Raw genomic sequence first — 13,017 nt, 5'->3', positions numbered from 1 at the left:
ACGCCACGATACTTCCGGCGCGAAAACGCGTTGCATGGTGGCGTCAGTGGTCGGTGCTTCTTCGATGCATGGGTCCTTGGATGCCTCCGCACTTTTTAAAGGGTTAAGCCCCTTTGTCGTATTAAGTTCCGGAGATTTCAATGCTCTTCAAAACGACGGTCTGCACACGTAACGTGCTACTCAGTGCCGCCCTGCTCGCCGCAGCTATAGGCTTAAGCCCAATCCAGCCTGCCCAAGCAGCCACTGCCACTGTGACTACCCAACAAGTTGTCGCCACGGCCCAGGTCAATGACTTCACCGGCCCAGAGTGGCTCAAAGGCAGCTGGCGCAAGTCGGCCGGCCTGTCCATACCGGCTACGGCGGCCAACAAAGCAACCTTCAGGAAAGGCGCTCAGGTCAGAACGGCCGACGGTCAGGTTCGCACCATTAAGGTGATTTATTACTCCGGCGCCCACATGAGCCTGATGCTCTCTGGAGCCACCCTCAACGCGTCGATAAATGGTCACCCGAAAACCGTTGCGGCGTTGGGTACGGCTGCGGTGGCCGATGGAAAACCTTCGGTTAGCAGCAGCGACCAGCTCAGCAGCACCTCGACCCACGGCACTGCCATCAACAACTACACCAACAGCGACTGGTTGAACGGGGTATGGCGCAAGTCGGCCGGCTTCTCCATACCCGCCAACAGCGCGAACCGTTCGGCATTCAAGGTCGGCTCCTCGGTAAAACTGGCTGACGGGCAGGTGCGCAAGATCAACGCCGTGTATGTGTCCGGCAAGAACATGAGCGTGATGCTTGCGGGCGCGGCGCTGAACGGCAAACTCGGGCACCCTAATAAGCTGTTCTCCACCACCAGCAGCACTGCGCCGGCTTCGCCAATTGCTCCAAGCAAGCCCGCTGCTCCGGCGCCAGAGCCGGTCGTTAGCCAGCCTGCGACCGGCTCCTCCATGACCACAGCACTCAACGCCTTTAACGGCGGCGATTTCGTCAACGGCATTTACAACACCAGCAAGTTCGTCGGCGTCTCGGTGAAGGCGACGGCGGAGAACAAGGCGGCCTTCCACAAGGGCGCGAAAATCCGCTTCTTCGATGGCCAGGTGCGCACCATCAATCTTATCTACCATTCCGGCGGCAACATGACCGTCATGGTCGATGGCGGGCCCATCAACGGCAAGGCGGTTGGCTATCCCCGCACCCTCTCGGTGAGCAGCACCGGCTTCAGCAATACAAGCCCCAGCGTCGGCAGCACGCCAGCGGCAGGGAACGCAGCGCCGGAAAACCCGATCAACCTGGTCGGGATCAACTTAGCCGGAGCAGAGTTTGGGGCAGATGTCGGGCTTCCAGGGGTGTACTTGAAGCAGTACATCTACCCGGGTGAAGCCGACTTCAAGCGCTACGCCGAGCGCAACCTGAAACTGGTCCGCCTGCCCTTTCGCTGGGAGCGAATTCAGCCAAGGCTCAACGGTGAGCTGAACAGCGTCGAACTCCGCCGCATGCTGACGACGCTCGACCATGCGAAGAAATACAACATGCAGGTCATCCTCGACATGCATAACTACTACCGCTATCACGGCAAGATGATCGGCTCCAACGAGGTGCCGGTGAGCGCGTTTGCCGATGCCTGGCGACGCATTGCACAAAAGGTTGCCAGCCATCCGGCCGTCTATGGCTATGGCTTGATGAACGAGCCACACACCACCAACGGCAAGTGGCCTACCGCCGCGCTGGCAGCGGCAAAAAGCATCCGCAGCATCGATGCCGAAAAGTGGGTGGTCATCGCCGGTGATCGCTGGTCCAGTGCCTTCCACTGGCCGTCTTACAACACCCAGCTGGTCAAGGACGCGTGGATGCGCGACCCGAACAACAACCTGATGTTCGAGGCGCATCTCTACTTCGACAAGGATTACTCGGGCTACTACACCAACCGCTACGAGAAGTACGACCCCATGATTGGTGTGGTGCGTGCGAAACCATTTGTGGAGTGGCTGAACAGGTATCGCCTGCGTGGCTTCATCGGTGAGCACGGGGCGCCGGACTTCTCTCCCTCGGCCGTGGTTGCCATGGACAACATGCTCAAGTATTTGGGCCAGCATTGCATTCCCAGCACCTACTGGGCCGCCGGCCCCTGGTGGGGCGACTATGCGCTGTCACTGGACGTGAAAAGCGGCAAGCCTCGTCCCCAGCTGCCCATATTGCAGAAGCACGCAGCGAACAAATCCTGCGGGGCCGTTGGCCCGCTGCGGTAATGCACGACCGGCGACGCCTCTGCGGGGCGACTTTCGTTTAAGTACTAGCCTGCCGTCGCGACACCGTCGAATACTTCCGGGACCAACGCCGCCTCACCTTTTTCATCGAGACGGCGACGGTTCTCGGTTCGACCCGCACCACCCTCTAGCATCTCCATCAGGCGTACACCGCGATCAGTGAGCACGAAATTCTCGCCATTGCCGCCCTCTTCCTCTGGACGCGCCACCATGTATCCGCCCTCGAACAGCAGGCTCTCGTAGTTCTGCGCTTCGGCCTTCAAGGAATCCATGTTGGGCATCGGCTGACCGGCCTCTTCCACCGCCAGGGCATGCTCGTCAGCGTACTGACGTGGCGTGAAGCTCTCGTTTCCGGATTTCTGCGCTTCGCGCAGCAGGCGTAGCATCAAGTCCCAGTCGTAGGTCATGTCCGTTCTCCTGTTGCGCCGCTTCGGGGAGGCGGCCATCGCTATTCGGACCCCATCCGCCGCGGCATGGTTCGATCCAGCGCAACCGCAAAAGGCTGAACTAAAGCGCGCCAGGTGCGATCCACCATTTAGGTCGTTAATTAAGGAGCGCACCATGAAACGTCTGATCGTCCCGTTCACCCTCGCCCTGCTGGCCAGCCAGCCAGTGTTCGCCGACCAATGCACCACCGACCAGATCAATGCCAAGGCCAAAGAGCTGGCGGACCGCGTCAACGCCCTGACCGAGAGCGATCCGAAGCGTGCCGCGAAGATCAACGAAGAGTTGCGCGATATGGAGATCAAGCAGACTGCCGAGCAGCTCGGCAGCGAATGTGAAGCCTACGAAAAACGCATCAAGCACGTGGAGCAGGCGGAGAAGCAGGCCCCTATCGCACCAGCAGAAGAGCGATAGGGGTGGAACGAGCCAGGGCCGTGATGCCGCCCCGGCTGTTGCAGATCACTCTGCGGCGGGCTTTTTACGCCGTAGAGGGGCGAGCCCGTCCTGACTGACGACCGATGACGCCGGCGCTTCGCGCTTGGCATTTTTCGGACGCTTGGCTACCGGCTTGGCTGCGACCTTCTTGTCAGCAGTCTTTTTCTTGTCGTCTTTTTTCTTCTTGGTGCCGGCGGCCTTACCCGACGCCTTAAGGTTTTTCGGGCCGCCATAGCTGCCTTTCAGCCCCTTGATTACCCGACGCTCGAAGCGCTGTTTTAGATAGCGCTCGATGCTCGACATCAGGTTCCAGTCGTTATGGCAGATCAACGAGATCGCCAGACCTTCAGCCCCGGCGCGACCGGTGCGGCCGATACGGTGCACGTACTCGTCGCCCGAACGGGGCATGTCGAAGTTGATCACCAGATCCAGGCCTTCGATGTCCAATCCTCGCGCGGCCACATCGGTTGCCACTAGCACCTTGACCCCGCCTTCCTTGACCCGGTCGATGGCCAGCTTGCGGTCTTTCTGATCCTTGTCACCGTGCAGAACGAAGGCCTTCACGCCCTCGGCCACCAACCGGCCATACAGACGGTCGGCCTGCACGCGGGTGTTGGTGAAGATCACGGCTTTCTTGTAGGTCTCGTTGGCCAGCAGCCAGTGCACCAGTTTTTCTTTGTGCTCGGTGTTTTCGGCCGTGATGATCTGCTGGCGCGTACCTTCGTTGAGCTCGCTAACGCGGTTGAGCTGCAGGTGCAGCGGGTCCCGCAGCACGGCGGCACTCATCTCGCGTAGCGCCGCCCCGCCGCTGGTGGCCGAGAACAGCAGTGTCTGCTGGCGCTTGTCACATTCACCGACCAGCCGCTGGACGTCTTCGGCAAAGCCCATGTCGAGCATGCGGTCGGCTTCGTCAAGGATGAGCAGTTCGACATCCTTGAGGATCAGGGTGCCGGCATTGAGGTGTTCGATCATCCGCCCCGGCGTGCCAACGAGGATGTCCGGCACCTTGCGCAGAATGGCGGCCTGGACCTTGAAGTCCTCGCCGCCAGTGATCATCGCCGACTTGATGAAGGTGAACTGCGAGAAGCGCTCGACTTCCTTGAGTGTTTGCTGAGCCAGCTCACGGGTCGGCAGCAGGATCAACGCACGCACATCGGTCCGCACCACGGCATCGCCGATCAACCGATTGAGCATCGGCAGGACGAAGGCGGCGGTCTTGCCGCTGCCGGTCTGGGCCGTCACCCGCAGATCACGCCCTTCCAGCGCGGGGGGAATGGCCGCCACCTGCACCGGGGTCGGCTCGACGAATTTGAGTTCGGCGACCGCCTTGAGCAGGCGTTCGTGGAGGGCGAATTGGTCAAACAAGGGTGACACCTCAAGCAAGTCGAAAAAAACGTGGCATAGAGTAACCCGTTCGACGCGCGCAGAGGCGTCTTTGTACAGCGCGGCGACAGGCTAGCCGGCCGCTACGGTCAGATGGTCAGAAAGAGAAAAGCCACTTGGCGTTCACCGCTGGCTCGGTGACGGGTGCGCGTCATGCGGACGTCATTGAGGCTCGCAGGTCAACTTGACGCGTAGCTTGATCACGTCGCGCTTGAACTTGGCGGTCATGGGCTTGCTCTCTCCCGCCTCGAGCGTGATACGTCGAGTGCGCGGCATTTCCGGCCCATTGCGAAACACGGCGGTACACTCCACAGGGCCCTCACCAAAGTTCTGCAGCACCAGTCCGGCCATGTCGCGGTCGATGGTCTCGGTGCTCGCCAGCACCTCGGCGCCGTTAAGCTCTTGTTCGAGCTCCACGGGATAGCTGACGGCGACTGCGCTCAGTGGGAAGATGACGAGCGCAGCGAAGCAGAGTCTTTTCATTTGTTATGGGCTCCTCCAATTGGCGACCGCCAGCGTACCAGACCGACGCAACAGGAAAGCGATGGAATGAAAGTCCCACGTGTGACCCTCGATCAATGGCGAACCCTGCAGGCCGTGGTCGACCACAGCGGCTTCGCTCAGGCCGCTGAAGTGCTGCATCGCTCGCAATCTTCGGTTAGCTATACGGTGGCTCGCATGCAGGAACAGCTGGGTGTGCCGCTGCTGCGCATCGAGGGTCGCAAGGCGGTGCTCACCGATGCGGGCGAGGTGCTCTTGCGCCGCTCCCGGCAACTGGTCAACCAGGCCGGTCAGCTGGAAGAGCTGGCCCACCACATGGAGCAAGGCTGGGAAGCCGAGGTGCGGCTGGTCGTCGATGCCGCCTATCCCAACGCCAAACTGATCCGCGCGCTGACCGCCTTCATGCCGCAGAGCCGCGGCTGTCGGGTGCGGTTGCGCGAAGAAGTGCTGTCCGGTGTTGAAGAGGTACTCAAGGACGGCACAGCGGATCTGGCCATAAGCGGCCTGGATATCACTGGCTATCTTGGCCAGGAACTGGGCACCGTCGAATTCGTCGCCGTCGCCCACCCCAACCACTCGTTGCATCAACTGCAGCGCAAACTCAGCGTTCAGGATCTTCAAAGTCAGATGCAGGTGGTGGTGCGCGATTCCGGCCAGCGGCAACCGCGCGACATCGGCTGGCTGGGCGCCGAACAGCGCTGGACGGTCGGTAGCCTGGCCACTTCGGTCGGCTTCGTCAGCAGCGGCCTGGGCTTTGCCTGGCTGCCCCGCCACATGATCCATCGCGAACTGGCCGAAGGTGCCCTGAAGCCGCTGCCTCTGGTCCAAGGCAGCATTCGCCGGCCGCTTTTCTACCTCTACACTAACCCCGACAAACCGCTCGGCCCGGCCACACAGATTCTCATTGACCTGATCAGGACGTACGATGCACAAGCGCAATCGCCTGTTCAGCCGGTAAGCAATCACTCGCACGATGGCTAAGGCACCTTGCTACCGGCCTGCATAGACGGGCAGACCCACGCTTACCCATATCAGGAATAGACCATGAAACGACTCGTACTTGCCGCCTGCTCACTGCTGCTCGCCGGCAACCTGCTCGCTGCGGAGAATCCTCACGTACTGCTGAACACCAGCATGGGCGAAATCGAAATCGAACTGGAGGCTGAAAAGGCCCCGGTCAGCGTGAAGAATTTTCTCGAGTACGTCGAAAGCGGCTACTACGACGGCACTGTCTTTCACCGCGTGATCCCAGGCTTCATGATCCAGGGCGGCGGCTTCAACGAAGGCCTGAGCCAGAAGAAGACCCGCGCACCCATCAAGAACGAAGCCGACAACGGTCTGCACAACGTACGCGGCACGCTGGCCATGGCTCGTACGCAAAACGTCGACTCGGCCACCAGTCAGTTCTTCATCAACCACCGCGACAATGACTTTCTCGACCATGGCAGCCGCGACTTCGGCTATGCAGTGTTCGCCAAGGTGGTGCGCGGCATGGATGTGGTCGACCAGATCGCTCAGGTGCCGACCGGCAACCGCAGCATGATGCAGAACGTGCCGCTGACGCCGGTCAAGATCGTCTCCGCGAAGAAACTCTGACCGTTCGACCTCGGTCGACAGTGTGCACGGCAGCCGCCGTGCACCGGCTTGCTGAACAGGAGACCTGACATGAGTGAACAGAGCCCGCTGAACACCACGGAAGGGGAAGCAAAACTGCTCCAGGACCTGCTGAGCGCGGAGCGTGCCGGGGCCAAGGTCGCCGGTGAAAGCCTGCAGCAGTGCAACGATCCAACCCAGCAAAAACTACTCGAGCAGATCCGCCAGGGCGAGGTCGACAGCTGCCGGCTGGTGCTCAACTGCATGAACCACCTGAACATCGAGCCCAACCGCGAGACCGGCGCGTTTTACGGCAAGGCGATGGCTATCGAATCGCTTGATGAGCGCCTGACCTTCGTCGACCGCGGTCAGCAATGGGTGATCCGCAAGCTGCGCGAATACCTGCCCGGCTGCAACGATGAGTTCGTCCGCACCGAGCTGGAAAAAATGCTCAAGATTCACGAGATCAACAGCCAGGCGGCCTGATGCCTGGCTCGTTGGGCAGACCAGTGTCTATCAGCCGCTGGCGCCATTCCAATAGCGCTGCCAGCGCGCCACCAGCTCGTTCGGCGCCTCCGCGTAGATTTCCTCGCCCAGCTTGAGCGCGGCGCTCTGCAACTCGCTGCGGCGCTCGGCTACGGCTGTGCCGAGTCGCTCGCGCAGCGTGTCGTCCCCGAACAACGCCGGTTGAGCCTGCATCAGCTCCGTCATCATCGCCAGGTCGTGGTCATCGCCAAGCAGATCTGCCAGTTCCTTGAGCGAGTCGCTGCGCAGCTGCATCAATTTCGGCCAGCTCGGCGCCAGTAAGCGCGTCTGGTACCAGTGATCCTTGACCCGCTTGCGCCACTGGTGGAGCTGCTCGTCGCTGAGATCGTGCCGGGCCTTGGCCAGCTCAGCACAACCGTCGGCGTAGGTGCGCCTGATGCCGCCAGCCAGCAAGTCGAAGCCTTTCGCTTGGAGTGGCCAGGTGTCGGCACAGCTGCGCGCATCCTGCAGCTGATCGATGACCTTGCCGATGCGCGTATCGAGATCGGTGGCGCCGCTTTCAGCCTGCTTCGCCCGCGCCTGCAGGCGACGACGGGTCTTTCTGAAATCTGCCTCGGCGAACAGGCTCGGAAAACGCTTCGCCAGGGCATCCCAACTTTCCAGCATGGCTGTCGCATCACGCGACTCGGCCAGGGCGCGGCCCAGATCCCGCAAACGATGGTTTTCACGCTGGAACTCATCCCCCAGCGGCTTGCGTACCAGGCGCAGCAGCGCACGCAACTCCTTGAACCGTTTACGCGCCTGATGCACACCCTCGGCGCGTTCTTCGGGTGTAACGCTCAGCGCTTTGATGGCCTTGTCGATGCCCTGCCGAGCGACTTTTCGCACCTCGGCTGGAGGGTCTTGCGGACGCAGCTTGTAGCCCATGACAACTCCCATTCAGGCCCGCTGCCACGCTCAGGCAGCAGGCATGACGGGCGATTCAACCGTAGCGCTTGCGCGCCTCGATGGCCAGGCCGCTACCGATGCTGCCGAAGCGATTGCCTTCGACATGGCGCGCCCGCGGCAGCAAAGCGGCGACGCTCTGGCGCAGCGCAGGGATCGCGCTGGAACCACCGGTAAAGAAGACCGTGTCGATGTCCTCATGCTTGAGCCCAGCACTTATCAGCAATTGACTGACATTCGTGCGGATTCGTTCGAGCAGGGGGTCGATCGCCGTTTCGAATACAGAACGTGTGAGAGTGGCTTCAAGGCCGGGTTCTATTCGTGCGAAGTCGATCTGGAAGCGTTCATGGTCAGTCAGCTCGATCTTGCCCTGTTCTACCTGCATCGCCAGCCAGTGCCCGGCGCGCTGTTCGATCAGACTGAACAGCCGGTCGATTCCGGTGGGGTCGACGATGTCGTAGCGCATGCTTTGTAGCGCACGCAGCGAAGCTGGCGCATACACCGCGTTGATCGTGTGCCAGGTCGCCAGGTTGAGGTGGGTGCTGGTGGGCATCGGCGCGTCGCTTTTCATCCGGCTGCCGTATCCGAACAGCGGCATCACGCCCTGCAGGCTGAGCTGCTTGTCGAAATCGGTACCGCCGATATGCACGCCCGAGGTGGCGAGGATATCGTCCTGACGGTCATCGATCTGACGACGTTCCGGCGCCAGCCGCACCAGCGAGAAGTCCGAGGTGCCGCCGCCGATGTCGACGATCAGTACCCGCTCTTCCCGCTCGATGCGCGACTCGTAGTCGAACGCTGCGGCGATGGGTTCGTATTGAAACGAGACATCCTTGAAGCCGATCTTCCGGGCAGCCGCAGCCAGGGTATCGGCCGCTTCCTTGTCTGCCTGCGGATCGTCGTCTACGAAAAACACCGGACGGCCCAGCACCACCTCATCAAACGAGCGCTCGGCCTGCTCCTCGGCGCGCTGTTTGAGCGTGCTCAGGAACAACCCGAGGATGTCCTTGAACGGCATCGCGCTGCCCAGCACGGTGGTTTCGCTCTTCAGCAATTTGGAGCCCAGTAGGCTCTTGAGCGAGCGCATCAGACGCCCTTCATAGCCCTCAAGGTATTCGGACAGGGCCAGACGACCGTACACCGGACGACGCTCCTCGACGTTGAAGAACACCACCGAGGGCAGGGTTTGCTGATCGCCTTCCAGGGTCAACAGTGGCTCGGCGTCGGGACGCCACCAGCCGACCGTGGAGTTGGAGGTGCCGAAGTCGATGCCGCAGGCGCGGGCGGGGGACGGGTTGTGCATGTGCGGTCCGGACTACCAAAAACGGCCGCGCAGTTTATGCGAGCCGGCCGGCAAATGCAGGCCAATCGTCGGCGATCTCAACCAAGCAAACCACTGCGACAGCCGAGTGCTGCCGCAGTGGCGCGCCGTTAGGCGAGTGCCGGCTCGGCAGCGGCTGCGGAGTCGGTCATGCCGTCCGTCATTCGCTTGGAGTCATGGCAGAAGGTGCGCGATGCCTGGAACAGGAACACCATGGTCAGCAGCAGCGAGGCTGGGATCAGGTACATGGCGCCGTGCAGACCTTCGGCCCGGAACACTTCACTCATCTCACTGGCGCCTGCGGCAAGCATTGCCGACTCGGCGAAATGGTCCGACAGCAGCCCCACTACCACTGTGCCCATGCCGCCGCCCAGCAGATAGAGCCCGGCGAAGAAAAGCGCCATGGCGGTCGCACGCAGACGCGGCTCGACCACGTCCTGAATGGCGGTGTAGACGCAGGTATAGAAGTTGTAGGAGAACAGCCAGCCGATGCTGAAGACCGCGACGAACACGCCAACCTCGATCCTTCCGGCGAGCAATGCATAACCGGTCAGAGCGGTCGCGATGAGCATGCTCACAGCGGCGAAGATAAGACGGCCACGAGCGAAGCGCTGGTGGATCTTGTCCGCGACCCAACCGCCCAGGGTCAACCCGATCAAGCCAGTCAAGCCGACGATCACCCCAGTGGCGATCGATGCCTCCACCAGCGGCACCGCGTGGTAGCGCATCAGCAGCGGCACCATGAACGCGTTACAGGCGTAGGTGGCGAAATTGAACGCCAGCCCTGCCAGCACCAGCCACCAGAAGGTGCGGATCGCAAACACTTTGCGAATCGGCTGTTCTACCGGCGTCTGCGAAACCTTCACCGTTTCCGCCGCACCACGCTGTGGCTCCTTGACGAAAAAGATGAACAGCGCCAGCACCAGCCCAGGCACTGCAGCAATGAAGAATGGCGCGCGCCAGCTGCCGAAGTACTCCACCATCGAGCCGATGGTGAAAAAGGCCAGCAACAGCCCCAGTGGCAGACCGAGCATGAAGATGCCCATCGCCCGAGCCCGCTTGTGCGCAGGGAACAGGTCGCCAATCAGCGAGTTGGCAGCGGGCGCATAGCTGGCCTCACCGATGCCGATGCCCATGCGCACCAGCAGAAAGGTCCAGAAATTCCAGGCCAGGCCGTTGACGGCAGTCAGGCCGCTCCAGACGGTCAGGCCCCAGCCCATGATCTTGCGCCGCGAGCCGATGTCGGCCATGCGGCCCAGCGGCACGCCGGCGATCGCATAGATAATGGTGAAGGCAGTGCCGATCAGGCCCAACTGGAAATCGTTGAGGTCCCACTCCAGGCGGATCGGCTCGGCAATGATCGCCGGGATGGTGCGGTCGAAGAAGTTGAACAGGTTGGCCAGAAACAGCAGGAACAGGACGCGCCAGGCGTTCGCGGCTTGGGTGGATGGCTGCATGACGTCGCTCTCGATTTATTGTTATGCACCGGCCGTGTGCCGACCGGTTCTCGAAACTGACTCTAGGGTTCTCGCAGGCGTCTGTCTGTCACCATCATTTTCGCTGATGCCGGTCGATGCAACGGTTCAGCTTTGCTGCCAAGCCTCCAGCCAGCCAAGGCCGGTCGAAGTATCCGGGCTATCGGGGCGGTATTCGGCCGCCAACCAGCCGGTGTAGCCCACCGATCGCAAGGCGTCGAGCAACGGCCCGAAAGCTATTGAGCCCGTGCCGGGCGCCCCTCGGCCGGGACAGTCGGCAAACTGCACATGCCCGATCCGGGCGCCAAGCAGTGCTATCCCAGCGGCAACATCCAGCCCTTGTCGGGCCATGTGATAGAGGTCCAGCTGTGCCTGGCAATTGGGATGATCGACGCGCTCCAGCAGCGCTTGCAGATGCTCCGGGGTGTTGATCAGAAAACCCGGCATGTCCAGCGGATTGATCGCCTCGCATACCACTCGCACCCCCAGAGATGCGAACGCCTCGGCGCTTTTGCGCAGGTTGCCGGCCAGGGTTTCCAGGGCCTGCTCACGCGTCACTCCTTCGGCCAGCCGGCCGGGCAGTACGTTGACGCACATCGGCCGCGCCATGGCCGCGTAGGTCAATGCCTCCTGTAGGGCCGCGTCGAACTCAGCCTGCCGCGACGGCACCGCCGCCAGCCCGGCACCGCCCTGCATGAAATCACCGGCCGGCAGATTGATCAGCACCAGCGGCAAACCCGCACGCTCAAGCAGCTCCTTCAGGCGAATCGCCGGAAGCTCATAAGGGAACTGAATTTCCACACCGTCGAACCCGGCAACCCGGGCGGCCATGACTCGCTCCGCCAAGGGCAGTTCGTTGAACAACATGGACAGGTTCGCGGCGATCCTCATTGCTTTTGCTCCCGAAACATCCTGACCAGCGTAGAGGGATCATTTTCGAGCTCGCCCCCGCTGCCATGCAGGCGCATCAACTGTGCGGCGAGCCCGGTCATGGGCGTGGCGCTGCCTGCTTCGCGGGAGAGCTGCACGGCCGTGTCGAGATCCTTGAGCAGGGTGCGAACCCGCCATTTCACCGGTTCGAACGCGCTGTTAGCCATCTGCGGAGCGAGGATCTGCAGCGGTTTGGAATCAGCGAAACCACCGGCCAAGGCTGGCGCGATGAGGCTGGCATCAACACCTGAGCGTTCGGCCAAGGCCACCACCTCGGCGATGACCAACGCATTGCAGGCGACGATCATCTGATTACAGGCCTTGGTGACCTGGCCGGCACCGACATCGCCCATGTGGGTCAGCCGCTGGCCGAGGTGCGCCAATACAGGTCGAACCCGCTCGATATCCTCGCCGCGCCCACCTGCCATGATCGCCAGGCTGCCCGCCTCGGCGCCTGCTGTACCACCGGACACCGGCGCATCGACCCAGCGCATGCCGCTCCGAGATTCGAGTTCCGCAGCCATGGCGCGCGTGGCGGCTGGCTCCAGGCTGGAATGATCGACCAAGAGCTGCCCGGTCCGAGCACCTTCAATGATGCCGCCAGCGCCAAACACCACCTCTCGCACCACCGCGGTATCGGCCAGACAGAGCAGTACGACGTCCGCGTCGCGACACAGGTCGGCAGGCTTGCCGGCCTGTCTCGCCCCGGCCTCGATCAACGGCGCACATTTTTCGGGGGAACGGTTCCAGACCGTCAGTTGATAGCCGGCCGCGAGGAGTCGCCGACACATCGGCAAGCCCATCAGGCCGATGCCAGCAAAGGCGATAGAGGGCAAATCAGACATGGGGATGGCTCCTTGAATACCGGGGATGGGATTCTAGCGCCGCAATGACGCTGGCAGCCAAACCGGTCAGAGCACCTTGCCCTTGTCCCAGAGCCGCACCAGTTCACCTGGGGCCAGCTCTTCCGGGACCTGCAGCAGCAACTCGCTGTCTCGGTCGTTTTCCCGGTAGCGGAGCTCGATCTGATAATAACGACGATCACCCTGCCCTGCGGTGGCACTCGCCAGCGGCAGGCAGCCCTCAAGAACAGAGCAAACCTGCCCCCGCTGCTGCTCATCGCAACTGGCGAAATCGATCTCACGTGGCCGAGAAAGCGCCTGCATCGCGGCGAACCCGCCCTGCCTGGAAAGGCGAACGGTGGCATCCGTGCCCAGCGCTGGTAACTGTTTCATCACGTCTC

At 62.0% G+C, this 13,017-nt stretch carries 14 protein-coding genes; 5 read left to right on the top strand and 9 right to left on the bottom strand.

Annotation, left to right across the window (positions count from 1 at the left end):
* Nucleotides 1-140 precede the first annotated feature (140 nt).
* A complete protein-coding gene (locus ALTERO38_RS04425) occupies nt 141-2,243 on the top strand; it encodes a glycoside hydrolase family 5 protein (RefSeq protein ID WP_159967410.1) in 2,103 nt (700 codons plus the stop codon).
* Between the two features lie 44 nt (nt 2,244-2,287).
* Here the strand turns inward: ALTERO38_RS04425 and ALTERO38_RS04420 are convergent, their stop codons facing one another.
* Nucleotides 2,288-2,668, bottom strand: a complete 381-nt coding sequence (locus tag ALTERO38_RS04420; protein WP_159967409.1) for a transcriptional regulator — start codon at nt 2,666-2,668, stop codon at nt 2,288-2,290.
* Between the two features lie 154 nt (nt 2,669-2,822).
* Here ALTERO38_RS04420 and ALTERO38_RS04415 point away from each other — a divergent pair, with 154 nt between their 5' ends.
* Complete coding sequence (locus tag ALTERO38_RS04415) at nt 2,823-3,119, top strand: hypothetical protein (RefSeq protein WP_102834970.1); 297 nt, start codon at nt 2,823-2,825, stop codon at nt 3,117-3,119.
* Nucleotides 3,120-3,164: 45 nt separating this feature from the next.
* Here ALTERO38_RS04415 and ALTERO38_RS04410 read toward each other — a convergent pair whose 3' ends face one another.
* Together ALTERO38_RS04410 and ALTERO38_RS04405 are read right to left on the bottom strand one after the other, a co-directional pair.
* Complete coding sequence (locus ALTERO38_RS04410) at nt 3,165-4,505, bottom strand: DEAD/DEAH box helicase (RefSeq protein WP_148924564.1); 1,341 nt, start codon at nt 4,503-4,505, stop codon at nt 3,165-3,167.
* A 180-nt stretch (nt 4,506-4,685) separates the two neighbouring features.
* Entirely contained in the window at nt 4,686-5,006 is a 321-nt protein-coding gene (locus ALTERO38_RS04405; RefSeq protein WP_102834972.1) for a 3-phosphoglycerate kinase, read from the bottom strand.
* Nucleotides 5,007-5,072: 66 nt separating this feature from the next.
* Here ALTERO38_RS04405 and ALTERO38_RS04400 point away from each other — a divergent pair, with 66 nt between their 5' ends.
* The 3 genes from ALTERO38_RS04400 to ALTERO38_RS04390 all read left to right on the top strand — a co-directional run bounded on the left by ALTERO38_RS04400 (nt 5,073) and on the right by ALTERO38_RS04390 (nt 7,103).
* Entirely contained in the window at nt 5,073-6,005 is a 933-nt protein-coding gene (locus tag ALTERO38_RS04400; protein WP_159967408.1) for a LysR family transcriptional regulator, read from the top strand.
* Nucleotides 6,006-6,068: 63 nt separating this feature from the next.
* Nucleotides 6,069-6,620, top strand: a complete 552-nt coding sequence (locus ALTERO38_RS04395; RefSeq protein WP_148924561.1) for a peptidylprolyl isomerase — start codon at nt 6,069-6,071, stop codon at nt 6,618-6,620.
* Between the two features lie 69 nt (nt 6,621-6,689).
* The gene (locus ALTERO38_RS04390) at nt 6,690-7,103 is read left to right on the top strand and encodes a DUF6306 domain-containing protein (protein ID WP_159967407.1); all 414 of its coding nucleotides are present in this window, start codon (nt 6,690-6,692) and stop codon (nt 7,101-7,103) included.
* 30 nt (nt 7,104-7,133) lie between these two features.
* Here the strand turns inward: ALTERO38_RS04390 and ALTERO38_RS04385 are convergent, their stop codons facing one another.
* From ALTERO38_RS04385 to ALTERO38_RS04360, 6 genes are all read right to left on the bottom strand, one after another.
* On the bottom strand, nt 7,134-8,030 hold the full coding sequence (locus tag ALTERO38_RS04385; RefSeq protein WP_159967406.1) for a CHAD domain-containing protein: 897 nt from the start codon (nt 8,028-8,030) through the stop codon (nt 7,134-7,136).
* 55 nt (nt 8,031-8,085) lie between these two features.
* A complete protein-coding gene (locus ALTERO38_RS04380; protein ID WP_159967405.1) occupies nt 8,086-9,351 on the bottom strand; it encodes an Hsp70 family protein in 1,266 nt (421 codons plus the stop codon).
* A 128-nt stretch (nt 9,352-9,479) separates the two neighbouring features.
* A complete protein-coding gene (locus ALTERO38_RS04375) occupies nt 9,480-10,826 on the bottom strand; it encodes an MFS transporter (RefSeq protein ID WP_102834978.1) in 1,347 nt (448 codons plus the stop codon).
* Nucleotides 10,827-10,952: 126 nt separating this feature from the next.
* A complete protein-coding gene (locus tag ALTERO38_RS04370; protein ID WP_159967404.1) occupies nt 10,953-11,735 on the bottom strand; it encodes a hydroxypyruvate isomerase family protein in 783 nt (260 codons plus the stop codon).
* The gene (locus ALTERO38_RS04365) at nt 11,732-12,619 is read right to left on the bottom strand and encodes an NAD(P)-dependent oxidoreductase (RefSeq protein WP_159967403.1); all 888 of its coding nucleotides are present in this window, start codon (nt 12,617-12,619) and stop codon (nt 11,732-11,734) included. Before ALTERO38_RS04365 ends, ALTERO38_RS04370 begins: the two co-directional genes overlap by 4 nt.
* 66 nt (nt 12,620-12,685) lie before the next feature.
* Nucleotides 12,686-13,009, bottom strand: coding sequence for a protealysin inhibitor emfourin (locus ALTERO38_RS04360; protein ID WP_102834981.1), 324 nt, complete (start codon nt 13,007-13,009; stop codon nt 12,686-12,688).
* Between the last annotated feature and the right edge of the window lie 8 nt (nt 13,010-13,017).

Source organism: Pseudomonas sp. 9Ag (genome assembly GCF_902506445.1).
Lineage (GTDB): Bacteria > Pseudomonadota > Gammaproteobacteria > Pseudomonadales > Pseudomonadaceae > Stutzerimonas > Stutzerimonas stutzeri_AB.
This window is presented reverse-complemented; position numbering and strand designations above follow the sequence as displayed.